The organism is Paenibacillus sp. F411, from assembly GCF_017582705.1.
GTDB lineage: Bacteria > Bacillota > Bacilli > Paenibacillales > Paenibacillaceae > Paenibacillus_AQ > Paenibacillus_AQ algicola.
This window is the reverse complement of the sequence record NZ_JAGFIP010000004.1, coordinates 178552-200419: the sequence shown is the minus strand read 5'-3', so window position 1 is coordinate 200419 and position 21868 is coordinate 178552. Positions and strand designations below refer to the sequence as shown.

The window sequence follows — 21868 nt, the reverse complement described above, 5'->3', positions numbered from 1 at the left end:
TTCTTAAAGAATCCCGACTGCAGGCTCGGCTGCTGCCGCTGTCCGCACTTCGCTTTCATCCGGCTGACCGGTACGCTGCAGCGCCTCCAGATCATTCGCCAGCTTCTCCATCATCTTGACGAATGAGGACAGCTCCTGCGAGCTGGCCGCCTGATGGCGTGCATTCATCGCCGACTGCTCCGAGTCCTGCTCCACCTGCTCCAGCTTGGCGATAATGCTGTTCACCTTATCCTGGATCTGCTCCATCGCACCGCGCGAGTGACTGGCCAGCTTGCGTACCTCGCCGGCTACCACCTCAAAGCCTCGTCCAAATTCCCCGGCATGTGCCGCTTCAATCGCAGCATTCAAGCCCACCAGATGACTCTGATCGGCAATTTCCCGGATCAGGCTGCCCATTTCGTCAATCTGGCGGACCTCCTGGTTCAGCTCTCCCGTCAGCTCATAGGCTTTGTCCTGCGCTTCAGCGGCCCGGGCTGCATTATCTGCCATGACCGCTGCACTCTGATCCAGCTCCACAATCATCGCGCTGAGCTCCTGAACTGCCGCCGTAATGGTTTCCAGCATATGCTGCTGCTCGTCCGCCAGCTGCTGAATATGCTCCTTCTCCTTTAATTCATAAGCTTCCAGCACCAGCTGGGAATCCAGGTTAAACATTTTACTAAGTGCATGCACGACCTGCATCCAGCTTCCGGGCGCTTCCCGCTGAAGCAGCTCCGCTGCAATATCCAGATATATCATATATGAACCGAGATAATAGTCCGTCGTCAGCCCGATCCGTGAATGAATCTGACCTACGAAAATCCGGTTGTTAATATAGGCCTCATCAATCACACCTGCCGCCAGAGACATCCAGTACTGACGCTGCGTTTCCTTCAGACGCTCCAGGCTGGAGTGGCGCTCAATAATCACCTTCAGCTCCTGCCGGCTTGCCATCTGCTGATACAGCCGGTCCACGACCTCGTTGACAATCTTCTCAAATACCTGCTTGTGATCCGTAAGAAGCTGGAGCTCCTTCTCCTGCAGACCCATGTAGCTCAATTGCTGAAGTCTCTCCGGCGAAACATTAATCATCATCCACTCATCTCCTAAGGCTGTAGTCCGGTAGTCCTTCTCTTACATTCTTTACCTCGTCCCCCGGTTCATTATAGACCAAGATACCCTGAATTTCCCAAGCCTAAAGACCTAATTGGTTGTATATATGCACCAGAACATGCCAAAAACGGCCTCTTGAGAGGCCGTTAGGGAGATGGCTATGGAAATGAATTTACCGGTTCAGCAGACTGCCGACATACCGCAGCAGCTCATTGGCACAGACCGGACAGTAGCCATGCTCATCAATCAGGCGAGTACTGACCTCATTGATCCGCTTCAGCTGGACGGCATCCGGAGTTTTCGTGGATGTCGTAATTTTGACAATATCCTTCAGATCTGCGAACAGCTTCTTCTCAATCGCTTCCCGCAGACGCTCGTGATTGGAATAGTCGAATTTTTTGCCCTTGCGGGAATACGCGGAGATTCGAATCATAATTTCCTCGCGGAATGCTTTCTTGGCATTTTCAGACACGCCGATCTGTTCCTCGATGGAACGCATCAGGCGCTCATCCGGATCCATCTCCTCATCGGTCAGCGGATCGCGGATTTTAGTCCAGTTGCAGAACGCTTCAATATTATCGAGATAGTTCTCGAACAGCGTCTTGGCCGACTCCTCAAAAGAGTACACAAACGCCTTCTGCACTTCTTTTTTGGCCAATTCGTCATACTCCTTGCGGGCTGCCGAAATAAAGTTGAGGTACCTCTCCCGCTCCTCCTTGGTAATGGAAGGATGCTGGTCCAGACCGTCCTTGATCGCTCTGAGCATATCCAGCGCATTGATGCATTGAAGGTCCTGCTTGATCAGTGCGCTTGAGATCCGGTTGATGACATATCGCGGATCGACGCCTGACATCCCCTCCTCCAGGAACTCATTCTGCATTTCCTTCAAATCTGCTTCCTTGTAGCCCTCAATTTCCTCGCCGTCATACATACGCATTTTCTTGATGAGGTCCATTCCCTGCTTCTTCGTTTCCTTTAATCTTGTCAAAATGGTAAAAATCGCAGCCGACCGCAGTGCATGGGGAGCCACATGGATATGGCGCATATCACTTTGGCCGATCAGCTTCTCATATATTTTTTCCTCATCGGTGACGCGCAGATTGTACGGGATCGGCATGACGATCATTCGGGACTGCAGCGCCTCGTTCTTTTTGTTCGCAATAAAGGCCTTGTACTCGGACTCGTTCGTATGGGCAATGATGAGCTCATAGTTAGTGTACTGATAATTCTAAATAAGATAGGGGTTGTTTCGATGGAAAAGAAATACGTGACCGTGTTTAAGCATAGGGGGTTCGATATTCAGACCCTAAAGACAGCCACCCCTTCACGTGGTGATAACTTAGGGTATACCATAAACAACGGTTTTTTCGTAGGTCGCAATTACAGACTGATCGATGATGCGATTGATGATATCGATCGAAAACTAGAAAACGAACAGAATCAGTGTTTGATATAAGAAAGCAAAAAGCCGCTCAGTCATTCTGAGCGGCTTTCCTTTTGGCTTGTTTGATCGCAATATCTGCAATCGTTTTGTAGAGATCATCCAGAGCGCTGGTTGGTTCGTCACATGGAGGAATGACAATGCCAATGAGTCCGTTTTTACCTTGGATGTACTTCGTGACGCGCTCTTTAATATCGACCTCTGTCTCCGACGGGTTTTGGACATTCGCCTTCAAAGGATCCAATATGCTCTGCCCCCTCTGCTGCGCGCTAGTTTATAATTATTCAGGATTGACCCTCATCATGTTCGTCTTGTGGCGTGATTAATTTTTTAATATCGATGATTTTGAAGTAGTCCAGATTAAAGGCCAATCGATAAAATGCAGTCCATCTAATCTTTGCATATAAATCCTTGCTGATCGGCGGGTTAAAAACAAAGGAGTAGACTTTCATGTCGGTTATTGTTTCGTCCTTCATGTAGCGTTCTTGGATCAAGAGGCGTTCCCGAGGATACAGCTTGTTGACCGCCCGTTCCACCTTTTCGCAATAGTTTTGCCTGGCCTGTGGAACGTAGACGTTGTGAATAGCGATGTCTGCCGTTTGATCGCTTGTCACGTTGGTTGGACCGTGGAACCTCTCTGTGCTGCTTGCCGTTACGCTGGCTTCACGCTCTTCAAATGTTATAGATTTAAAGATTCTGTATTTTTCTAAAGCCGACTCGACGGCCGCCTGCGTCTTTTTCCTGTCCAGCTCTGGTAATTCAAAAGACATCTGACCCACTTTATCACCTCAATCTTTTGGGGGATCCCCGGCCGGAGCCGGGGAGTCATCATATTACTGCGGCAGCTCATCTTCGTCCGTCATTGGTGGCTCTTCCTCTGTAGCAGCAGCCTCATCGATCGTCATCTGATTCTGGTCCACTTCTACTGTGCCGTCATGGTTGATCTTGCCGCGGACGCCCTCTCTCGGCTCATTGAATTCCTCAATGCTCATCTGACCCGGAGCAACCTTCAGGGTGACGTTGCGGCCGGCGAATCTGTAAAGCTTAGCTGCTTTCTCATCACTATCACCCTTGATGCCAAACTTCATCACAGTCTTTTTGCTGTCGCGCTGAATGGAGATGAACTCAGCATTCAATTCGCCGCAGACATCGTCCCCTCCGACCTCCAGCGAGATAATTACGATATCACCGGACAGATCAAACAGTTCTGCTTCGCCGTCCAGATCCTCAGCGCCCTTGATTTCAAACTTCAGGATTTCTTTCTTATCATCTTTCTGCATCGACTTGAAAAGCACGTTCATATGGATCATGGTTTATTTCCCCTCTCGATTATGATTTGGATTAAACATGGCTGCACATTCGCAGCAGATGGCAAGTACGTTCCCATTCTTGGTGTTTTTGATTCTATGTCTTGCGGGCTTCTCTTTGCATAATTCACAGGTTATACTCAATACTCCCCACCTCGCTTCAGATACTTACCGTCACGCCCTTGGCGCGGAGCGGTGATCTCATATTGCATGGCGCTGCCCTTTGGCTGTGGCGGCTTGTCTGCTCCGATTGCCTTGAGATGTGCGGCGACCTGCTCCGGTGTCCAGTGTTCGACTTTGCAGGCGTTCACAGCGCCTTGCCTCCATGCCGCTGCGGCCGGGTCGCGTTATAGGCCATCTTTTCGGTGATGGCTTGTTCCAGGTCAATCCCATAACGGCCGCAGGCGTCGAACACCCGGATCACAATGTCAGCCAGCTCGGACGGGATGCCGCAGGGCTTCCATTCCGGGTATCTTTGCACATCGAATTGAACGACTGGCCCTTCATAGCCATCTGCCTCGTACCATACTTCCGCAAGTGGTTTCCCGTTCCGGTGGTCCTCCATCGCCTCCGAAGCTTCCGAGTGAATCAGGGCGATAATCTCCCCGAAGCTCCGATCCTCTTGCCACCAACCCTTGTCTACTGCATTCTGATGTGCTGCTTGCACCAATTCATTAATAGATTTCATCCGTTCATCTCTCCCTTGTATCATTTAACTTCCAGTAGTAAAGCTTCGAGAACAGTTCCATTTCCCGTGTCCACTTGCTTGCATCTATGCCTTTAAGACGTTCGTAAAGGTCTCGATAATCAATGACATTCATAAGTCCATGCGCGGCTGCACGATCGCTGTCCTGCGTTCCGCTATTTCCACATATTGCTCGCCCATCTCGATGATGGTGCATTCCCGGTTGTTCTCCAGAGCAACTTTAAGAGTCGTTCCGGATCCCCCGAAAGGATCAAGGACCCTGCCGCCGACCGGTGCGCCCGCCAAGATGCATGGCTCAATGAGTTTTTCAGGAAATGTTGCGAAATGAGCTTCTGTGAATTGAGCTGTGGGTACTGTCCAAACAGACCGTTTATTCCGCGATCCAAAGTAATCAACATCTTCCCTATCCGCACGGTGCTGCTTCGATTGTCCAGGTACATCGCCCTCATTCACCTTCCGAGCAAAACTGTATGCCTTTCCCACCGCCTTCATCGGTCCGTTGGTCTTGGCCCCGCCGTTCGCGCGTTCACTCCCGCGCTGCTTCTTGAGGTCCTGTGATAATCTTGCAGCGCTGGAGGCGGCCATCTGCTCCTTGATCGCAGCGCAGTCATAGTAATACCGTTCAGACTTTGCCAGCAGGAACATGTATTCATGAGCCTTGGTCGGCCGATCCCCTACACTCTCCGGCATGCAGTTCGGCTTGCTCCAAATGTTGTCCATTCGCAGGTACCAGTCGTCAGCCTGGAGCGCAAAGGCTACGCGCCAAGGGATGCCGATCAGATCTTTTGGCTTCAGATTTGGCGGCTGCTGACGTTTAGGACGATGTAGATCAGAAGCAGCCTGCTTGTCTGACAAGTAATGTTTGCCGTGCCATCTTTCATTCAAGCCTTCATCCCGTTTAATTCCGGCCCCAGAGTAACTGTCTCCGAAATTTATCCAAAGTGTCCCATCCTCCCGGAGCAACCGCCAGACCTCTCGAAATACCAGAACCATATGGGCAGTGAACATTTCAGGTGTAGGTTCTAGGCCAAGGCAGCCGTTCCATTCCGGGACCGTTACTGGCTGCAACCCGGGCATTGGTGTGTATGTCGTTTCCGGCCAGTATGTTGATGGTAAACCGTAATCGCGGAGCCCCCAATACGGCGGAGATGTCACACAGGTATGGAATGATTCAGCCTCGAGTTGCGGCATGACCTGAATGCAGTTACCTTGCAGAATCATTTTGTCTCATCCCTCCTGTATGTGCTGCTTATACTGCAGGAGTACCAGACATCTGCGTTTGCTTCTGCCGATTTGCCTCCAGCCTGATTCTTTAAAGCAGTAACCTGGGTTTGTGCTTAAAACTTTATCTGCGTCAACATAAGTAATGATTCCATCTATTGGCGGAGATCCCCATTCACTGATGGTCGCCTTTACAGCTAATCGAATTAATTCACTGCTAATGCATTTCGATTCATTCCGGAATATCGTGCATTCCCACGCGTCTAAACCGTCATCTCTCACACCAGACCACGTAACCCATACCGCATCACCGGCTGCCGTTCTCAACGTCAAATTCCGTCCTGGGCGTGTAAACATTGGATGTCCGGGATGCTGCCGGGAATAATGCCGATCGGCAAGGAGGCGGCAAGAGCGATCGCCCTTATGGGTCATAATCCATGGTCCATATTGCGGCATGTCCAGCATGAGTTGGTTCACGTCTTGTGCCCCTCCTTCGGCCCTCATCTAAGCATTTACTCCGACCACTTTATGACCGAAGATCTCCGCTGCCATTTGGAGACCAGTTCGAAAAGCAACGGCAGCTGCTTCTCCATACCGAGCACTCGCCTTTTCAAATTCCTGTAGCAGCAGTTCTTCAGGACTTCTCTCGATCTCATAGCCATAGTACAGCGCCTCGATCAGGACGTTCATGGGCAGATCGTTCAATGGACTCAGTTCGCCTTTCCACTCGGCCTGCACATGGAGTAAGGTCTGCGCATGGAGTAGAACGATCTCATGCGGTGCTTTAGCCGTCAGCACAGCCTTCAGAGCATCGCACTGGGGTGCCATGAGGGAAACGGGAAGGTGAGGGATTTCTGTTTTTTCAGACTTATTGGACTCAGGCTGCGCCGGCGGTTCCTCTTGTTGCAGCGATGGATCAGCTGCTGGAGCTTCCTCTTTCACTTCCGAAGGTTCCGACTTCTCTTCCTCAGGCTGATCGCTTTTTCCCAAACCCGATTGATGTTTGAACAGAGCAATCTCTACTTCTTCAGATGCCTCGTCCTTGATGCCCCACTTTTTAGCAAGCCAGTATTTTTCAATGCTGGCTAATGTCGTTCCCATTTTTTGTGCAGCCTTGTTACGAGAGTATCCTGCAGCTCTCAGTGCCAAGTAATCCTCTTTTTTGAGCTTTGCCATGGCTTCATGCGCCTCCTTAGGATTTGGATTGGGTCTTATATCAATTGGTTTTTTATGTGATCGAGCGATTGGCTGCCCGATGATTTTTGCGACCTCTTCCGGTGGCAGCGTGTATTCTTTGACCGGACCAGGCGGAGAGCCGATTTCGTTCTTACGGTTGGGTATTGACGTCCCCATACTGGGCCTCCTCTCCGGCAGGTCGGACCATGAATCTACGACCAGCTATGATGATCAACTCCTCACCTTGCAGGTCGTAAATGTAGGCCTCTGTGGCTGTGAGGCCATGGATTAACTCGGTGGCTGTTTTGAATTGTGCATCCTCAGTGTCGTTGATCGTCACTGTCTTAAGACCATCCCACTCTTCTCGGATCTCTTCGGCTTTCAGCAGCACCTGATCGACCATCGGCTTACTGATCCGAGGATGACACTCCATAGCCTCTTTCATGTGATTCATACCCTTGGCATAGGCCCGGGTGTGGACATCGTTCATCCATTGCCAGAAGGTTTTCATGCTTAGAGTTTTAATCCACTGAAATACTCGGCGTTTTTCATTCTCATCCATTTTCTATGCTTCCCTCCTCAAAATAAGATCGTTTGTTCCGCGTTTTGGGTGTGACTGTCCGCCGCCGCAGGCTTCCCCCGGCGCTTGGTCGTTTTTGATTTTGGCTTTTTTGGCTTTTTGACGGTATCCGGATCAATGATGGCCATGATGACCTCTTGCTGGTACACCGGATATTCTTCGAGCTGCTGGCCGTTTCTGACCCGGTACACAGCCTCTGCGATCATGGAGAGCACGTAGGCATCAGCGATGTTGTCCGATGCTGCTCTATATCCCCAGTGCTCATATACAGCGTCGATGACCAACTGTTTTGCAGCCTTTCCCTTCAGCCTCTTTTTGCTTCCAGGCTCCCCGACCCATTCAGAGACGTTTACGTATTTCTTCAGCTGGTTTGGCCGAGGGGAGACGAAGCTGCCGATCACCCGATCTGTGGCCATACGAGCAGCCCAGTTACATCCGCTGCTGACCTTGTTGGTGTCCTGGGCATCCAGCGCAAACCCTTCTATGCCGACCACATCACCTGGCTTCAGGTGTCGTAAAATCTCATCGTGCAGCGTCCGGACCATCCGAGGAGTGTCTGCCTTGATCCCAGTTATCTCCTTCGCTCTCAGTAGCGTGCCGTCCGGGTCCCGGGCGATAAATCCGGTTTTAGTGGCCGGGTCAATCCCGACAAAGCGAGTCATCTTGAGATCTCCCAATTCCGCTGCCGAGCATATTCCTTGATCTTATACAAGTGATCAGTGTTGGCCCGTCGGATTACGTTATCGACCACCCTGGTTGCTTCTTGTGGCGGCAGCATCTCCCGTGCCTGCTGCCGGATCAGCCCGATCGTTACCTGCAGCACATCCATCAGCTCGCTGAGCATCCGGCGCTGATCAAAGTCCGCGGCTTCGACTTCTTCAATGAGCTCATTCACTTCTTCCTGCAGCTTGAGCCGCAGGTCTCCAGGCTGGTACCCTTTCACCGGGTAGTCAATCACCGGCACGGCCAGCACTATAAATTCCTGCATCCGTTTCTCCTCGCTTTCTAATCATCCAGCCAGCTGGACATGTTTCTCTTTGATGGTGCTGGTGCCGTTTCTACCGGCTGCTGTGGTTCTTGCTGAGGCGGTTCGGGCTTTGCCTCTTCCTTCTGCTTTGGTGGATCTTCTACAGCCTTTGGCTCTCCGAGATCCTGCCATTCCCACTTGAGTATTCGGTACTGCTCACGCAACCCTGGGTAGGACTGTACCATTAGGCCACGGCGGTAATATTGGATGAGGCTTGCCGTACGGTCATAGATAAGCCGCTTCTTCTCTTTTATGCCTTCGGATAAAAGCGGATCCTCGAGCTCAATAGCCAATTTAACAAGTCCGTCCAGAGCCTTCTTGTATTGATCATCGTTTTGAATGAGTTTCCCTTTCACGCTCTCTCACCTTCTCTGCGAGCTTTTCTTTGTCTTCTTTCGTCAGGTTGATAAAGCGACCGTTTTTTCGATTGAACACCATTTCGATGGTACCGGTACCGATCTTCCGCCCTTTGGCGATGATTATTTCCATAATGCCTTTTCGGATGGTATCTGGATAATAGTAGTCGTCACGATATAAAAACATGATCACATCAGCATCAAATTCGATGTTCCCAGATTCGCGCAGATCAGACATCATCGGGCGCTTGTCCTGGCGTTCCTCGCACTTCCGGCCGACGGAGCTGATAGCGATCACCGGCACATCAAACGTTCGAGCAATCTGCTTTAGCTGCTTAGAGACGTAGTTGACTCGGTCGGCGTTCTGATTGAATCTTTTTTCGCTCTCGATGAGCTGCAGGTAATCAATGTACACGATCAGGTTTGCATGCTTTTTCTTCATTGCCTTGACCTGGCGCCGGATGTACTCAATACTCATTCCTGGAGTATCGTCAATGTAGAGCGGAAGGCTGTCCAAGATATCGAGCGCTTTGTCGTAGTTACCCCAATCATTTTCAGTGAGCTTCCCCGCTCGAACCTTCTTACTGTCGATACCGCCTATGGAACAGATGAATCGTTCAGCCACGTCTGCGCCAGGCATTTCTGCTGAGAATATAGCTGGTGTATATCCCGCCCTGGCTGCAGCCGTAGAGTCGTTAACGATATAGGCCGTTTTCCCGATGCTCGGCCGTGCCGCGACAATGGTCACATCTTGCTTTTGATGACCACCAGACATTTCGTTATAGTCATCACTGGCCGTCTTCACTCCAGTAATCCCTAACCTGCTTCCGCGGGCCATGATCTCCTTGTGATGACCATCAAGCACGGCTGACATTTTCTTCATTCCGTCCATTATGGTCTGACCCTGCAGCTCCTCTAATTGCTCCAGGCTCTCTCTCACTGCGCTGAGGTTCAAGGTCCCTCCATTCAGCGCAGCCTTCATGGCTTTGGCGGCTCTTGCCTGGATGCTTTCATCGCGTACAATTTTCTGATATTGATCAAAGTTTGATGTCGAAGGTACGGAGCCCCGAAGCTGCATCAAGTATGTGATCCCGCCGATCCGAGAGAGTTGGGATCCCCAATGCTCCGCAAGGAGCACCGGATCGAACGGATCTTTCACACCTGGCTTGTTTGACAGATTTTCATAAGCCCAGCCCAGAGCCTCAAACACCAGACCGTTGTTACCTTCAGAATCGAAATCATCAGCTCGGAGGAAACAGTCATCGAGTAATTCCGGCTTTTTTAATATGGAGCCTAGTACGGCCTGTTCTGCCTCAAAACTCACTGACCGCCCACCTTCTTTTTCTGGAGCATTCGATCACGCTTCTCCCGGATGTGGTCCGGCATAGGGACCGCATGATCGTTGTATTCAGCCAACGCCATCCGATCTGCTTCCTCCTCCGCTCGTTGAAGCTCGTAATAAGAAGGTTCCGATGTCGACTGATTCACGATGTCTGCAATAGCTGGAGCGAATCGGCTGGTTCGAATATGCTGCCGCAGCCTCTCTTGAGCGGTTTTGTAGTCCAAGTCCTGCAGCATAGCCTGCCATAAGCGGACGCCCGGCTCTGTAATCTCAAAAAAGGGATAAGCGGTTTTTATCATTGCCAGGAAGTTTGCGGTCTCCGTCTGTTTCACGCGCTGCTCCCTCCTCATAAAACTGGTTAAGAATATTCATCTCTTCTGTGTTCCGCTGCTGTTTGGATTTAAGAGAGGATTGATATTTATCAAGGTCCTTCTTGATCCAGACTCGGATTGTCTTGTTGTGATCCTTTTTATGCTGATTTGGCTTTTTATTGGTCTGCCATTCATCCAAAGCTTCAATCGTGTTATCGACTTTGGTTTTGCCAAACTCATTGCAGAGTTTTTCGTATTGCTCGATTGTCAGGAAAACAGTGTCGTGGAATTTAACCTTTTCAGAAGGGATACTCATATCATTTATCTCTTCTTTCTTTATAGTTTTCTTTAAAGACTTTCTTTTTTGGGTGTCTAATCCGACACCCCTAGAAGCGTCTAGAGGTGTCTTTTTAGACATCGGGGGGGTGTCTAATTCGTCACCCCTAGATAATTCGGGTAGTGATGTCTTTTTAGTCACCTCTAGCAGCCTCCATGAGTCATAATCTTTGTTGAATTGTATAATTCTTGAACGAGTTCCGGTTTGTTCGGAGACAACCTGTACTACGTTCATTTCGATCAATTTAGACAGTTCTCGAATCAGTTGGCGCTTGATGATGTCGGTTGCTTTAGCCAAGAATGATATTGATAACTCAGCGTCCTTCTTCCCAAATCCGTATGAATAACGCCAAATGATTAGAATAATTCGAAGTTGGGTTCCATTGAGTTTGAATTTCGGTACTTGCTCCAGCAACTCATTTGATACTTTGGTAAATTGATCAGGTTGCGGATTCGCCATGCCACCTCACTCTTTCAACTGCTGATGTCTTTAAATCTCATTCCGGCTTCTTCCGGTGTCCGCGCGCCCTTCCTCGAGTTGCACTCAGAGCATGCAGTGACCAAATTTTCTAAGCTTGCTTCTCCTCCGCGTGACTCAGGGAAAATATGATCTGCAGTTAAGTCCTTGTATGAATCGCAGTATCTACAGCGATATCCATCCCGTTCAAAAACCGACTTTTTAATTTTTGTAGGGATTTTGGTTTTTTTCTTGGCACTAATCTGTGTATGGGCTTCTGGAGATCGGAACATCAAATTGTATGCACTGTCCAGACAGGAGTCGCAAAGAGTAAAATCTCTTTCGGCCCAATATAGATATGGTCTTCCATCAGTTTTTTCTTCACACTGATCGCAGATATGGACATTGAGCTCGTCGCCACATACGAAAGTTGTTTCTTCTAATTTCACTTCGTTCACCTCACCCGTTCATTTTTATCCGACATTCCGAGGTTCGTATCTGTTGCTTGTACCAAACAAATCTGCATGAGCCGGCGCCCAATTAGGCGGTCCGTATTTGCTGAGGTATCCGAGCCGGTTAATGTATCTGTCTACCGGATCCTCATTGTGCATCGCTTCAAGCAGCTTCCAGCAGCCTTCAACATCGTTCAGAGCTCTGTGAGCTCCCTGTAACTCGACCCCATACTTACCGCACATGTCTGTCAGCTTGTGAGGGTATGTGTGACGCTCTCGGCTGATCGTGAGTGTGTCGATGAATGGATTAGTGAATGTTTTACCAGCCATTCTCTGAAGCGCATAGTGCAAGAACTGGAGATCAAACGCTGCATTGTGAGCGACCAGTAAACTGTCAGCCATAATATTCCGTAGGATCCGGAATGCAAGCTCTTCCTCCATAGCCCCCTGGAGCATTTCCGGATGGATGCCCGTGATTTCCGTGATCTTCGGCGTAACCTCCACCTCTGATTTAATCAATGCGTGAAAACCAGTCACGATCTCACCATTAACAACCCGTACAGCAGCCATTTCTATAACTCTATCGTTCACTGGATCAAGTCCAGTAGTTTCAAAGTCAAATACAGTCAAATTGTTAAGCACTATACCACCTCCAAGTGATAATGTTTTCCTGCTTCGAATCCTCGCTGCCGGAGTGCCATCTTCACGGTCATCTCGGCCAGCTGCGGCGTATTGTTTTCTCCAGACAAGTGAGTCAGATATATCCGCTCCCCGCGGCCCTGGATCAGTCTCTTGAGCACTGCCGCCGTCTGCTCATTGCTCAGATGCCCAATGTCGGAGAGTATCCGCGCCTTGACGCTGTCGGGCCTGCTGCACAGCTCCACCATATCTGGCTCGTGATTGGCTTCAATGAGAACGTAATGGCTGCCCTCCATGTACTCAATCATTTCTTCCGTCCATTTCCCGGTGTCAAAGACCACGCAGCAGCGATTGCCTACATCGTCCTCTATGGCATATCCGACCGGCTCCCTGGCGTCATGGTGAGTCTCGAAGGGATACACACGCACGCCACCCAGCTCGATCGTCTCGTACTTACTCCAACGGGTTTCCGCTACCTTTCGCAGCTCCTCGTCTACGCCGGAGATTCTCTGCCACTCGCCCTCCGTTGCCCATACCGGAATCCGAAATTTGTTGGCCAGTGGCACTCCCTTGATATGATCATTGTGAGCGTGAGTAATGAAGATCGCTGCGACCCGGTCAGGGCGGATGCCTGACTCCAGCAGCCGCTTTTCAATCTTGGTTCGAGCCACACCGGCATCGATCAGAATTGTTTTCCCGGCTGTCGTGATCGCCACGCAATTTCCAGAGCTTCCTGAGGAGAGGATATCAATCTTCATATCGCACGCTCCTTCTTCATCCGTTCACGCCACTCTTTCGGCAGCTCGCTCCCCTTCGCCGGCTCTTCATAGCACCGCCGCCCCAGGCAAAACGAGACAAATTTATCGGTGGACGCCTCGTAGTAAAATCCATTCAGGACCCGGGAAGGACCCGGAGGAGAGACGTCAAGGTCTCCGCCTCCGAATAGGTCCAGTTGAACCGGTTCGTCTTTTGCGCTCATCCTTGCTCCCCTCCAACGCCTCTTTGCAGATCCCGCAAACTCGGGTACCGTAATGATCTTCCTCTCGACCGGGATTGATCTCTCGGCCGCATATCTCGCAGTCCGGACAAAGTTCAAATATCTCGACCCGCGCCTCCATAATTACTCCGGCAGAGAGTCTGCTGCCTGATCCGCTGCCTGCTTCTCTTGGATCTCCATGTCCATGATCTTAAGGTAAGCTTTGATCTCGGCTTCGGTCGGTGCGTCGCCCTTCATTTTCAGGTACAACTGCATGTGATCGTTTCTGGCCTCTTGAGAAGTTATGCCAAGCTTTTTGTAGTTGGCTTTTACTTGAGCCTTGAGTGCATCGATGCGAGCAGTTGATTCATCTTCTTTGGTGGTTTGCTGAGAATCCTCGTCAACATTTTTTTCAGATGCCGGAGTGATATCTTTCCGTTCATATGGACTGACGTTCTCAGCCGGCGGACGTTCTAAATCTTCATCGCCAAACTCAAGCCCGTACTGCTTTTTCAGAGCCCGCTGCTCGACATGCTTGCCGAACATATCCGTGGTCCATTTATTCCAATTCTCTTTGTTTTGACCGCTGAACATGTGCTCAATCTCTGAGCGGTCCATGATCACCGTTACAGGGCGATAATCGTCCCGGTACGCGATAGAGTAAGCGCCAATGATCTTCCCGCGGGGGAATCCGATCTCGTGCAGGACCACTTCCATTTCCTTGGTCTCCGGGTTCTTTGCAATTTTGAACTCGTCGTTTTCACAGACCATTTGGGTGTCCGGAGGCTGGAAACCTTCCTTCTCCCGAGCCTTGGAGAGGTATGCTTCTGCCGCAAACTGGATCCGCGCCTGGTTACCATATTTGATGAAGAAGATTTCGTTTTTGAAAGGATCGAGCCGGTAAGATGCAGCCTTATGGGCAAAGAGCAAGAACTCCGGATCAGAAGCTGTGGGGCAAAGGGAAGTGCGGATTACCTCAAGGACCTCTACCGGGAATGCCTCCTTGATCTCGGGAGTCAGGGTCATGAGCTGAGCTTTGGGATTTGCCATATGGATAAGTGCCTCCTAAATGTCAATGATTTTTGTGGTACCGGTATTGCGGTGGATGATGTGCAGCTCGCTGCCATATTTCATGAAGACCAGCCAATTGTCAGGGTTAAACCCGGCTGCTTTGATGGCAGCCTTCTGTCGGCGGGTAGGGTTCTTGCCGTTCTTCAACGTTCGTATCCTCCTGCAGCAAGGTTAAGTACTTCCATTGCCTGCCGGATCGCTTTTCTCGCTGTCCGATCAGCCTCCGTATCTTTCGGATACTCGTCCAGCAGGGCACTCAGACGACTCTGATCGGCAATGCTGATGAATGTTTCAGGGAATAACTCCTTTGGCGGCTCCAGCTGCTTGATCGGACCGATTATTTCGTCGAGGGAAAATTTAAGTCCAACAGCTTCCGAGTGTGTCATTTCAATGTTTGGTGTATCTTCGAGGAAAGGAAACGCGATCGTTACACTTTGATCTTTCAAGTTTTTTTTAATTACGATAGCTTCTTGATCAACTCCATACCTCCAAGAGCTATACGTCACTGTTTTAATCAATCTGATCACCCCTGTTCAATTTTTAGTTTTTGATCTGCCACCACTCTGCAGGTGATAAGCTCGCCAGCGGGTGACTTAAAGCGCGTGATGCTCTCAGCATTGTCCACGAAGCAAGGTGCGATCATTTCGCTTTGAGTGCTGATCACATCCCGGACCTCTAGCCCCGCCCTGATTCCCTCGGAAAGCGAGAGCTGTGCCGGCGTCTTGCCGTCCATCTCGATTACAAAATCCGCTTTGATCTCGCCGTTCTTCTGTTCTTTGAAGAGCCGGATCGTCAGGGACTGGAACATGTTCTGCACCTTGGCTGCCTGCACCTCAGCTTCCTTGGCTTCAAATGCCTTGATCGCATCCAGGATAAAGATGGAGTCGTTGCGGCTTTCAAGCGTGGCTGCTTCTTCATCACGGGCTTTGGCCAGATCGGACATGAGAGCTTCCCGGCGCTTATGCCCGGCGATGGTGTCAGCTGTAACGTCTCTCCGTTGCTCAAGTGTCCTCATCTGCTGCCAGAGCTCTGATACATCTACCAGCTCCACAGCAGCCAGCTCGGCCTCGAGCTCTTTCCTGCGAGCGACTAGCTTGTCATGCTCCTCACGCAGCGGCTTCTTTCGATTTTCCTTGTTAGCTTCCGCAGCCTTCTTTGCCCCGTCGTCAAATGGGCGCTTACAGGTCGGGCACTCCTCAGCGATCTCCTCACCGTGGACTCTCATATATCGATCACGGGCAGCTACTACCTGCTGGCGAAGATTGTCGAGAGTCCCTTCGAGCACAGCTTGCTTCCGCTTAGGCTCATCAGCCAGCTCAATCTTTTCGTGTATCGCCCTGATCTGCGTTACAAGCTCGGCGTCCTCAGCCTTAATGGCTTCAATGTCTTCTGGGATGTCCGGCAGCTTATGGATCTGATCCTCCAGCGCTTCAGTCCGGCCTTGAGCTCGTTTGTGAGCAGCGTCCTTGTCGTTCTTGTTCTTCTTATGGATTTCCACTAACTGCGGCATCGTGTGTTTCTTGACCAGCTCCGCCAGTTTCTCGGCCTGTGGATTCAACTTGATGTCCTTATGTTTTTGGTCCGGGCTCGTCCGGCTCATTTCTGCAAATATTTCTTTCTGAGTCGGTGCCGCTGTATATCTCAGCATCAGCTCACGCTGTTTCTCCCAGTGAAGCGAGAAGAAATATGATGGGTTATAAAGAGCGAGAAACAGGTCCTTATCGAACAGCGACTTTACAATGTCATCAAAATCACCGGCCTTGCTGGGCACATCATTGACGTAGTAAGTGATCTTGCCTTTTTCGATCCCACGCCCGAATTTAATCTCCTTGCCGTCCACTTCCAGCAGCGTCTCAGCCATCACATGATCATATTTGTAATTGGTCGGAGTCGGGTCCATCTTGCTCCCAAACGTATCCGTGCCGTACAATGTCCATGTAGGGATTTCCAGTGTGCTGGACTTTCCCTCCGCGTTGTCCCCCGTGATCTTGGTCAGGTCGCCAAACTTAACGCAAAGATCACGGTGGGATTTGAAATTATGAGCAGTGCTCTCGATCAATTTAATTTGAGCCATGATCAACCTCCAGATTGTATTTTTTCTCCAACATTTTCATACTTTCGCGGAGCACTCGCCTTGCCGCAGGGTCCTGTTCATCAAGATACATCTCATATGCAAATAGGTAGCGGTTAATATCCATCTGGACATCAGGAGACAGTCTGTTTCTAAACTGCTGGAATAACTCGCTTTCAGATCGCAATCCCGTCGAATTTCGCATTACAACCTCCTTCAAATCGGGTTTTTGGCAAAAAAATAATAAGCTTAACCTTCAGCGACTTCTTGCCACTCCACAATCACCGGGCAGTTCTCGATGCTTACAATGACTTGAGCGTTCTCATCGACCACCCAAAACTCCGAGATATTGTCATCCCCAACCTGCTTAATCTCAATGACTTCTCTGCGATTTACCTCTGTCCCAACTTCAAACACTCGCGTTGGATTACTGACCACCGTCAGCTTCTGGATCACTTGCATTGACTTGTTCACCCCCTAATTTATTCGCAATCTTCACAGGTTCGTGGATAGCCAGGCTCTTCCATATCGTCCATGTAGCAACCGCATACCTGGCACATCAGACCTTCCAAAATCATTTCGGTCATCTCGCTCATCCTCTTTCTCACCTCCCTTCAGAAGAGTGCGGCCTATACGGCGTTTTGCGCTGGCTTGCGATCGCCCCAAAGCTTCAGCAGCTCCTGGCGGTATTTACGGTAATCGCCACGGAAATCGAGAGCCTTCAGGTAGTTTCTTTTCTCCAGCATCCGGCGCTCGTTTTGCAGGGCCTGTACCATTTTCATGCGCAGATAATTCTGTTCGTTCAAGTTCGCTTCTCCTTTCGTTCAGCTCGGCCACCAGCAAAACGCGACAGACCAACCATGCAATGGATAAAAGCCATAAGGTGATAAGCAGCCCGATCATGCCAGATACGGGTCCCATGTGCCCCGATCCACTCGATCCACAAAATCTTGAAATGTGATCCCGTAGCGGCTCCCGACGTTGTGATGCTCAAAGTACACCCCGAGCTTTTCAACGCGGTCCAGCTCGCAGCCGTTTTCCTGCAGCACCCGGTCCGTCATCGACTTGATTGTTTCCTGGGCTTTAAAGTCTGCAATCATGCGGGCAGCCTCGTAGCCTTTCATAATCCCAGTAGCGTAAACCGGACCGCGGGTAAGTCCCTGCGCTTTAAGTGCTGATGCTAAACTCATAAGTATTTCGCCTCCATTTCGTCGAGTTTCATTGTGATCTCTTGCACCCATTCCATATCTCCGGTGGTTTGAGCTTCTAGAGCTAAGTTCTTAAGCTCGTCCGATTCGCGTACCAATTCAAGGTTTAATCTTAGTAGCGGCAGGATCATACTCAGGTCCAGAAGACTCATCCGAATTACGCCGTTTGAATCGGTGTTCATTAGCGTTATGGCAGCCAGCTTACGGTGTGCCGGATGAATGAAAACGGCCATGGTCTGCTCACCACCCTTTCGTCAGCGCCTTGATCGCTGTCTTCAGATTACCGACCTCTTCACACAGTCGCTTGTTCTCAGCCAATACTTCTCGCAACCTTTCTGATGTGTGTTCAGGAAGATTAGGGGTTTGAGCACTAACCGAAGAAACAACATTCACTTCAAGTCCAATACTATGACACACCTTTTCCAATGACTCCTCGTTCCAGCGGCGCCGGCCATTAAGCAGATCGTAAATGTACTGATAACTGTAGCCCGTAGACTCCGCCAGTTGTTGCTTGGTGATATCAGCCTTTTTCATTGCTAATTTGATGCATTCTGAAAAGGAAAACATAACTTGTTCACTCCCTGCATATGCTATTATCAGTGACGTGTATTTCCGTCATCTTGATCAAGTTTAAATCCAGATCGAGGAAGTTTGCCAACTTGGACAAAGTTTCAACACTCGGCATATATCGACCGTTCTCGATATCCGAAATATAATTACGGGACAAGCCTGTTTTCTCGGACACCTCATACTGCCTGAGCTTTTTGCTTTTGCGTTGGCTTTGAATGATTTTACCAATCAACTTTTTATCCATAATTTTCATCACCTCCTGTGTTAATAATGTAGTGTATAACCGTCTATTTTGTAAAACATGGAATTCTCTTAAAAAAGAGCAAATCAACGAGAAAAGCATATATTACCGTGTATTTCCGTCTATTTCCTGTTAATTACTTGTTTTTCCGTCTTTTTGTGAATTGTATTGCCGACATTTTAACTTTATAATCATCATGAAAATAAAATAAACTGATAGTAGAGGTAGGTTAGCGCAAAAATGATTGGATCTAATATAAAAGCGTGGAGAAAACTAAGACAACTTACTCAATACCAGTTAGCTGAGAAGACTAACCTCTCAAGATCATATGTTGCTGACGTAGAAAGAGGGCGCTATAACCCAAGTGTGGAGACGCTGGAGGCTATTGCCAAAGCTCTGAACGTGAAAATCTCCGAGCTCATGGAAAATGAAAAAAACTCCGATCTTCATGAAGAGTCGGAGCTGGCGGATATTCCTATTGAAAAGCTGAACCAATACACACTCTCTTATAAAGGACACACACTGAGCCAAGAAGAGGCAGATGACGTCATTGAGCTTTTGGAGGCAGCGCTGAAACGGTGGAAGAAATAAGCTTATTCAAATAGCTGGTAACATCCTTCACTTCCAATCCTTTCAACTTCATTGCGTTCAAGTAGGCCTCCAAATCAATAATTTTCGAGCCGATAGTGCATCACTCCTTAGATGTAATATATTCCCGTTTTTGAAATGTTAAATTGAGTATATCATCACTCGTTTAAAAATGCGAACATTAAGCGAACATGAAGTGAACAAAATTTGAATAGAGATGAGGATTGCGTCTTGGCATACTCCCGTGGGAGGTGCCTGCTATTGTACTGGCTCAATAAACGCAACATCACACAAGCAGAGTTTGCCCGCCGGACAGGCTGGTCCACTCGTATGGTTTCATACTGGTGCAAGGGCGAGCGTTTAATGAGCGTCGAGGCGATGTATGCTGCTGCTATGATTCTTGAAATCCACATGGAAGATTTATATCAGTGGAGATTATCGGCCGACTAAGCAGGCATGTTGCGGATTAATCCGCCCCCTGGAGTTTTTGTGAACGTATAGGTTCACAAAATGCAAACAATCATCTTTATTTTAATCCCAGTTTGAGTTTCATTTCCCCCACATTAGCTTGAAAAACTTTGAACGACCTCCCCTCTATGCTGTACTTGCCGGCTCCCAGTCCGACCACCCATACGTAAGGGAATATCTTTTTTCCTGCCGGCTGCCACGCCTCTTTCTCCCATTCGCCGCTTAAATAATAGTTCTCATACCTGTTCATTTTTTCCTGCATTACCCTGTCCGAAAACTGACTCCGCTGGATCTCCACAAACCACGGAGCTCCCTTCCAAATGCAAAACACATCCGGCTCAGGTAGTCCCTTCCCGCCTAATTTCGGCTCCACATTAACTACCCGCGGCAGCTCGATCTGTCTGATCTCCTTATAGAAGTCCACGATCGCCAGGAAGTGCCCGATCTTCGCACTGTCCTTTTTGATGCCGGGTACCGGAAAATAGATGTATTTCCGGCGCTCCGTAGAGCAACAGATGATCTCATCCCGCCGCAGCCGCTTAAGGACCATGTTGGCTTGCGTCACTGGATTCTTAACGTTGGAAAAGTGGAGCTCCGCCACATCATCCCGCGTGAGGCAACGGAAACGCTCCAGGTCGGCCACAATAGCCTTATCACGCGCATTCACACCTACAACACCCCTATCTCTATCACATCGTCCTCTACTGGCTCTGGCTGCGGCTCCTGTGCCCCTGTCGGCTCCTCTACGGCCTTGTAAGGCTCTAGTAGTGTTTTTGCCTTTGGCAGGTCCAGATAAGGCCCCTGCACCGTCTTTGTGCCGTCCAGCTTGAGGATCATGCGGCCCTTTTGGCTCTGCTGGATGTCAGATGCCTCCCCGCTGCCAAGAGTGATGCGGCTGTTGATCTCATCGCTGTGCCTAAAGGCCATTCGGACTGTGAGGTTGTTTTTCAGCTTGCCGTCCAGGACGTCACTATCAGGCCGCTGCATGGAGAGGATTAAGAACACACCCAAGGCTCTGCCGATCGCGCTGATCTCCTCGATGCCGTCCATCAGATCCCTTTCTTTTTTTAGCAGCGCCACCTCGTCAATGGCCAGAACGATATACGGCGGCCGCTCTTTTCTTGGCAGCTCATCCACATGGGCCATCCCGGCCCGGTCCAAGACATCTCCCCTCTTACGCATATCCTTCCGGATCCGCAGCACGATTTGGTGCAGCCGGGGAGCTTCAACCACCACTTGCCGGGCTATGCCTTTAAAGAGGTGAAACTCTGACCGCTTGAGATCAGCGCAGTACAACTCTATACGGTCCCCGGCCGTGCGTATCAGGGTGGTAAGTATGGACCGCAGTGCGACGGACTTGCCGCTGCCAGTTTCTCCAGCCACCAGCAGATGTGGATGCTCCGTCATATCGTATACCTCGTCACCTGTCCGGCTGCGTCCGACATAGATCGGCAGCCTGAGCCCGGTCACAGCCCGCTCGACGGTAGCAGAATCGTAATCAAACCTCTGGACATCCTGCTGGTACACGTTGAGTGTGAAAGTCTTAGCTGTGCCGCTTAGATCAATGTTATCGCCAAAGGTCTGCTCAAAGAGCCACGCTCGCTTGTGGATCTCCTTTGGGTCCAGGCCATCCGGCAGCACAAACACCACCTGCACACAGTCATGGTATACAGTCACCCGGCTCACCTGCGGGTACCTGCAGACCTCCTCCCCTTTACGTTTCTTCCGTTTATAACAAATCTCCCCAGTGATAAACAGCCGCCGCATCTTGGCACGATATACCGATTCAGGGCCGCTGCGCCAAACTCCCCAAGCTCCACCAATGCAGCCGGCAGCCGTCGCCAACTTTAAAACCATAAGCCCCCCTGCTCCGCTCATTATCATTCGCTTCGCCCCTTTTCGCTCGCGCTCAAAACAAATTTACAATTCCCCATCATTTCAACGTTTTTGCTTGTATTACAAAAGTCACGATACTGTTGCACTTACAAAGCTATCTGCAAATGTATTGAGATGTATCTACAAAGACATTTACAAATGTACTCCAAACGTATGGGCAACCTCTCTGAGACAATCCCACCAGGCGCTAAACGCCACATAAGCGCAGGCCACATACGAGCCGATCCGGACGTACATCACTTTACCGCCGTGCCCGATGTGTTCAAGCACATTGCCGCTAAAATGAGCCACCACGCCAATGCCCAGCACTTCAAAAACTGGAGTCAGGTCCACCAT

Annotated in this window: 35 protein-coding genes and 1 pseudogene; 2 read left to right on the top strand and 34 right to left on the bottom strand. The window is 49.8% G+C overall.

What is annotated here, in order from left to right; all coding sequences use genetic code 11:
- Positions 1-3: 3 nt before the first annotated feature.
- The 31 genes and pseudogenes from JJQ72_RS06570 to JJQ72_RS06420 all read right to left on the bottom strand — a co-directional run bounded on the left by JJQ72_RS06570 (position 4) and on the right by JJQ72_RS06420 (position 18583).
- The gene (locus tag JJQ72_RS06570) at positions 4-1074 is read right to left on the bottom strand and encodes a protoglobin domain-containing protein (protein WP_347880728.1); all 1071 of its coding nucleotides are present in this window, start codon (positions 1072-1074) and stop codon (positions 4-6) included.
- Positions 1075-1264: 190 nt separating this feature from the next.
- Positions 1265-2299: pseudogene (locus JJQ72_RS06565) on the bottom strand (protein prkA); the annotation flags it as partial.
- Between the two features lie 265 nt (positions 2300-2564).
- Positions 2565-2777: a hypothetical protein gene (locus JJQ72_RS06560; protein ID WP_208203141.1), complete on the bottom strand. Its 213-nt coding sequence runs from the start codon at positions 2775-2777 to the stop codon at positions 2565-2567.
- A 40-nt stretch (positions 2778-2817) separates the two neighbouring features.
- Positions 2818-3303, bottom strand: coding sequence for an ArpU family phage packaging/lysis transcriptional regulator (locus JJQ72_RS06555; RefSeq protein WP_138226581.1), 486 nt, complete (start codon positions 3301-3303; stop codon positions 2818-2820).
- A gap of 63 nt (positions 3304-3366) precedes the next feature.
- The gene (locus JJQ72_RS06550; RefSeq protein ID WP_243895908.1) at positions 3367-3843 is read right to left on the bottom strand and encodes a hypothetical protein; all 477 of its coding nucleotides are present in this window, start codon (positions 3841-3843) and stop codon (positions 3367-3369) included.
- Between the two features lie 137 nt (positions 3844-3980).
- Positions 3981-4151, bottom strand: coding sequence for a hypothetical protein (locus JJQ72_RS06545; RefSeq protein WP_208203140.1), 171 nt, complete (start codon positions 4149-4151; stop codon positions 3981-3983).
- A complete protein-coding gene (locus tag JJQ72_RS06540; RefSeq protein ID WP_208203139.1) occupies positions 4148-4528 on the bottom strand; it encodes a nucleoside triphosphate pyrophosphohydrolase family protein in 381 nt (126 codons plus the stop codon). The genes JJQ72_RS06545 and JJQ72_RS06540 overlap by 4 nt, the downstream gene beginning before the upstream one ends.
- 129 nt (positions 4529-4657) lie before the next feature.
- Positions 4658-5737, bottom strand: a complete 1080-nt coding sequence (locus JJQ72_RS06535) for a DNA-methyltransferase (protein WP_243895927.1) — start codon at positions 5735-5737, stop codon at positions 4658-4660.
- A 534-nt stretch (positions 5738-6271) separates the two neighbouring features.
- Entirely contained in the window at positions 6272-7120 is an 849-nt protein-coding gene (locus JJQ72_RS06530; RefSeq protein ID WP_208203137.1) for a hypothetical protein, read from the bottom strand.
- On the bottom strand, positions 7095-7505 hold the full coding sequence (locus JJQ72_RS06525) for a hypothetical protein (RefSeq protein ID WP_208203136.1): 411 nt from the start codon (positions 7503-7505) through the stop codon (positions 7095-7097). Before JJQ72_RS06525 ends, JJQ72_RS06530 begins: the two co-directional genes overlap by 26 nt.
- 17 nt (positions 7506-7522) lie before the next feature.
- On the bottom strand, positions 7523-8185 hold the full coding sequence (locus tag JJQ72_RS06520) for a hypothetical protein (RefSeq protein ID WP_208203135.1): 663 nt from the start codon (positions 8183-8185) through the stop codon (positions 7523-7525).
- On the bottom strand, positions 8182-8511 hold the full coding sequence (locus JJQ72_RS06515) for a MazG nucleotide pyrophosphohydrolase domain-containing protein (protein WP_208203134.1): 330 nt from the start codon (positions 8509-8511) through the stop codon (positions 8182-8184). Before JJQ72_RS06515 ends, JJQ72_RS06520 begins: the two co-directional genes overlap by 4 nt.
- A 17-nt stretch (positions 8512-8528) precedes the next feature.
- The gene (locus JJQ72_RS06510; protein WP_138226591.1) at positions 8529-8906 is read right to left on the bottom strand and encodes a hypothetical protein; all 378 of its coding nucleotides are present in this window, start codon (positions 8904-8906) and stop codon (positions 8529-8531) included.
- Entirely contained in the window at positions 8878-10230 is a 1353-nt protein-coding gene (locus JJQ72_RS20725) for a replicative DNA helicase (RefSeq protein ID WP_208203133.1), read from the bottom strand. Before JJQ72_RS20725 ends, JJQ72_RS06510 begins: the two co-directional genes overlap by 29 nt.
- Positions 10227-10580, bottom strand: a complete 354-nt coding sequence (locus JJQ72_RS06500) for a replicative helicase loader/inhibitor (RefSeq protein WP_208203132.1) — start codon at positions 10578-10580, stop codon at positions 10227-10229. The genes JJQ72_RS20725 and JJQ72_RS06500 overlap by 4 nt, the downstream gene beginning before the upstream one ends.
- Positions 10519-11355 carry a replication protein gene (locus JJQ72_RS06495; protein ID WP_208203131.1) on the bottom strand — a complete coding sequence of 279 codons (837 nt, stop codon included), beginning with the start codon at positions 11353-11355 and terminating at the stop codon, positions 10519-10521. The genes JJQ72_RS06500 and JJQ72_RS06495 overlap by 62 nt, the downstream gene beginning before the upstream one ends.
- Before the next feature lie 14 nt (positions 11356-11369).
- Entirely contained in the window at positions 11370-11801 is a 432-nt protein-coding gene (locus JJQ72_RS20720; RefSeq protein ID WP_208203130.1) for an HNH endonuclease, read from the bottom strand.
- Between the two features lie 24 nt (positions 11802-11825).
- Positions 11826-12446, bottom strand: coding sequence for a 3'-5' exonuclease (locus JJQ72_RS06485; protein ID WP_208203129.1), 621 nt, complete (start codon positions 12444-12446; stop codon positions 11826-11828).
- Positions 12446-13201 (bottom strand): MBL fold metallo-hydrolase, encoded by a 756-nt coding sequence (locus JJQ72_RS06480; RefSeq protein WP_208203128.1) that lies wholly within the window; start codon positions 13199-13201, stop codon positions 12446-12448. Before JJQ72_RS06480 ends, JJQ72_RS06485 begins: the two co-directional genes overlap by 1 nt.
- A complete protein-coding gene (locus JJQ72_RS06475) occupies positions 13198-13422 on the bottom strand; it encodes a hypothetical protein (RefSeq protein ID WP_208203127.1) in 225 nt (74 codons plus the stop codon). The genes JJQ72_RS06480 and JJQ72_RS06475 overlap by 4 nt, the downstream gene beginning before the upstream one ends.
- Positions 13423-13563: 141 nt before the next feature.
- Positions 13564-14469, bottom strand: a complete 906-nt coding sequence (locus JJQ72_RS06470; protein WP_208203126.1) for a RecT family recombinase — start codon at positions 14467-14469, stop codon at positions 13564-13566.
- Positions 14470-14484: 15 nt separating this feature from the next.
- On the bottom strand, positions 14485-14637 hold the full coding sequence (locus JJQ72_RS06465) for a DUF6906 family protein (RefSeq protein WP_208203125.1): 153 nt from the start codon (positions 14635-14637) through the stop codon (positions 14485-14487).
- Positions 14634-15008 carry a hypothetical protein gene (locus tag JJQ72_RS06460; RefSeq protein ID WP_208203124.1) on the bottom strand — a complete coding sequence of 125 codons (375 nt, stop codon included), beginning with the start codon at positions 15006-15008 and terminating at the stop codon, positions 14634-14636. Before JJQ72_RS06460 ends, JJQ72_RS06465 begins: the two co-directional genes overlap by 4 nt.
- A gap of 5 nt (positions 15009-15013) precedes the next feature.
- Complete coding sequence (locus JJQ72_RS06455) at positions 15014-16564, bottom strand: AAA family ATPase (protein ID WP_208203123.1); 1551 nt, start codon at positions 16562-16564, stop codon at positions 15014-15016.
- Positions 16551-16766, bottom strand: coding sequence for a hypothetical protein (locus JJQ72_RS06450; protein ID WP_208203122.1), 216 nt, complete (start codon positions 16764-16766; stop codon positions 16551-16553). Before JJQ72_RS06450 ends, JJQ72_RS06455 begins: the two co-directional genes overlap by 14 nt.
- 44 nt (positions 16767-16810) lie before the next feature.
- Positions 16811-17023 (bottom strand): hypothetical protein, encoded by a 213-nt coding sequence (locus JJQ72_RS06445; RefSeq protein WP_138226602.1) that lies wholly within the window; start codon positions 17021-17023, stop codon positions 16811-16813.
- A 167-nt stretch (positions 17024-17190) separates the two neighbouring features.
- Positions 17191-17367 carry a hypothetical protein gene (locus JJQ72_RS06440; protein WP_208203121.1) on the bottom strand — a complete coding sequence of 59 codons (177 nt, stop codon included), beginning with the start codon at positions 17365-17367 and terminating at the stop codon, positions 17191-17193.
- Between the two features lie 93 nt (positions 17368-17460).
- A complete protein-coding gene (locus JJQ72_RS06435; RefSeq protein WP_138226603.1) occupies positions 17461-17751 on the bottom strand; it encodes a hypothetical protein in 291 nt (96 codons plus the stop codon).
- A complete protein-coding gene (locus JJQ72_RS06430; RefSeq protein WP_138226604.1) occupies positions 17748-18002 on the bottom strand; it encodes a DUF7667 family protein in 255 nt (84 codons plus the stop codon). Before JJQ72_RS06430 ends, JJQ72_RS06435 begins: the two co-directional genes overlap by 4 nt.
- Positions 18003-18009: 7 nt before the next feature.
- Entirely contained in the window at positions 18010-18336 is a 327-nt protein-coding gene (locus JJQ72_RS06425) for a helix-turn-helix domain-containing protein (RefSeq protein ID WP_138226605.1), read from the bottom strand.
- 7 nt (positions 18337-18343) lie between these two features.
- The gene (locus JJQ72_RS06420) at positions 18344-18583 is read right to left on the bottom strand and encodes a helix-turn-helix domain-containing protein (protein ID WP_233281030.1); all 240 of its coding nucleotides are present in this window, start codon (positions 18581-18583) and stop codon (positions 18344-18346) included.
- 237 nt (positions 18584-18820) lie between these two features.
- Here JJQ72_RS06420 and JJQ72_RS06415 point away from each other — a divergent pair, with 237 nt between their 5' ends.
- Both JJQ72_RS06415 and JJQ72_RS06410 read left to right on the top strand, forming a co-directional pair.
- A complete protein-coding gene (locus JJQ72_RS06415) occupies positions 18821-19171 on the top strand; it encodes a helix-turn-helix domain-containing protein (RefSeq protein WP_138226606.1) in 351 nt (116 codons plus the stop codon).
- A gap of 258 nt (positions 19172-19429) precedes the next feature.
- On the top strand, positions 19430-19618 hold the full coding sequence (locus JJQ72_RS06410; RefSeq protein ID WP_233281031.1) for a helix-turn-helix domain-containing protein: 189 nt from the start codon (positions 19430-19432) through the stop codon (positions 19616-19618).
- Between the two features lie 76 nt (positions 19619-19694).
- Here JJQ72_RS06410 and JJQ72_RS06405 read toward each other — a convergent pair whose 3' ends face one another.
- The 3 genes from JJQ72_RS06405 to JJQ72_RS06395 form a co-directional block, all read right to left on the bottom strand.
- On the bottom strand, positions 19695-20303 hold the full coding sequence (locus JJQ72_RS06405) for a replication-relaxation family protein (protein WP_208203120.1): 609 nt from the start codon (positions 20301-20303) through the stop codon (positions 19695-19697).
- Positions 20304-20305: 2 nt separating this feature from the next.
- A complete protein-coding gene (locus tag JJQ72_RS06400) occupies positions 20306-21493 on the bottom strand; it encodes an FtsK/SpoIIIE domain-containing protein (protein WP_208203119.1) in 1188 nt (395 codons plus the stop codon).
- Positions 21494-21664: 171 nt separating this feature from the next.
- A complete protein-coding gene (locus tag JJQ72_RS06395) occupies positions 21665-21868 on the bottom strand; it encodes a hypothetical protein (RefSeq protein ID WP_175415322.1) in 204 nt (67 codons plus the stop codon).

Bases quoted from the DNA above. Each gene is read 5' to 3' on its own strand.
- JJQ72_RS06570 (WP_347880728.1), bottom strand. From the start codon at position 1,074: ATGATGATTAATGTTTCGCCGGAGAGACTTCAGCAATTGAGCTACATG.
- JJQ72_RS06555 (WP_138226581.1), bottom strand. From the start codon at position 3,303: ATGTCTTTTGAATTACCAGAGCTGGACAGGAAAAAGACGCAGGCGGCC.
- JJQ72_RS06550 (WP_243895908.1), bottom strand. From the start codon at position 3,843: ATGATCCATATGAACGTGCTTTTCAAGTCGATGCAGAAAGATGATAAG.
- JJQ72_RS06540 (WP_208203139.1), bottom strand. From the start codon at position 4,528: ATGAAATCTATTAATGAATTGGTGCAAGCAGCACATCAGAATGCAGTA.
- JJQ72_RS06535 (WP_243895927.1), bottom strand. From the start codon at position 5,737: ATGCCGCAACTCGAGGCTGAATCATTCCATACCTGTGTGACATCTCCG.
- JJQ72_RS06530 (WP_208203137.1), bottom strand. From the start codon at position 7,120: ATGGGGACGTCAATACCCAACCGTAAGAACGAAATCGGCTCTCCGCCT.
- JJQ72_RS06525 (WP_208203136.1), bottom strand. From the start codon at position 7,505: ATGGATGAGAATGAAAAACGCCGAGTATTTCAGTGGATTAAAACTCTA.
- JJQ72_RS06520 (WP_208203135.1), bottom strand. From the start codon at position 8,185: ATGACTCGCTTTGTCGGGATTGACCCGGCCACTAAAACCGGATTTATC.
- JJQ72_RS06515 (WP_208203134.1), bottom strand. From the start codon at position 8,511: ATGCAGGAATTTATAGTGCTGGCCGTGCCGGTGATTGACTACCCGGTG.
- JJQ72_RS06495 (WP_208203131.1), bottom strand. From the start codon at position 11,355: ATGGCGAATCCGCAACCTGATCAATTTACCAAAGTATCAAATGAGTTG.
- JJQ72_RS06480 (WP_208203128.1), bottom strand. From the start codon at position 13,201: ATGAAGATTGATATCCTCTCCTCAGGAAGCTCTGGAAATTGCGTGGCG.
- JJQ72_RS06475 (WP_208203127.1), bottom strand. From the start codon at position 13,422: ATGAGCGCAAAAGACGAACCGGTTCAACTGGACCTATTCGGAGGCGGA.
- JJQ72_RS06470 (WP_208203126.1), bottom strand. From the start codon at position 14,469: ATGGCAAATCCCAAAGCTCAGCTCATGACCCTGACTCCCGAGATCAAG.
- JJQ72_RS06455 (WP_208203123.1), bottom strand. From the start codon at position 16,564: ATGGCTCAAATTAAATTGATCGAGAGCACTGCTCATAATTTCAAATCC.
- JJQ72_RS06450 (WP_208203122.1), bottom strand. From the start codon at position 16,766: ATGCGAAATTCGACGGGATTGCGATCTGAAAGCGAGTTATTCCAGCAG.
- JJQ72_RS06445 (WP_138226602.1), bottom strand. From the start codon at position 17,023: ATGCAAGTGATCCAGAAGCTGACGGTGGTCAGTAATCCAACGCGAGTG.
- JJQ72_RS06435 (WP_138226603.1), bottom strand. From the start codon at position 17,751: ATGAGTTTAGCATCAGCACTTAAAGCGCAGGGACTTACCCGCGGTCCG.
- JJQ72_RS06430 (WP_138226604.1), bottom strand. From the start codon at position 18,002: ATGGCCGTTTTCATTCATCCGGCACACCGTAAGCTGGCTGCCATAACG.
- JJQ72_RS06425 (WP_138226605.1), bottom strand. From the start codon at position 18,336: ATGTTTTCCTTTTCAGAATGCATCAAATTAGCAATGAAAAAGGCTGAT.
- JJQ72_RS06420 (WP_233281030.1), bottom strand. From the start codon at position 18,583: ATGGATAAAAAGTTGATTGGTAAAATCATTCAAAGCCAACGCAAAAGC.
- JJQ72_RS06415 (WP_138226606.1), top strand. From the start codon at position 18,821: ATGATTGGATCTAATATAAAAGCGTGGAGAAAACTAAGACAACTTACT.
- JJQ72_RS06400 (WP_208203119.1), bottom strand. From the start codon at position 21,493: ATGGTTTTAAAGTTGGCGACGGCTGCCGGCTGCATTGGTGGAGCTTGG.
- JJQ72_RS06395 (WP_175415322.1), bottom strand. From the start codon at position 21,868: ATGGTGGACCTGACTCCAGTTTTTGAAGTGCTGGGCATTGGCGTGGTG.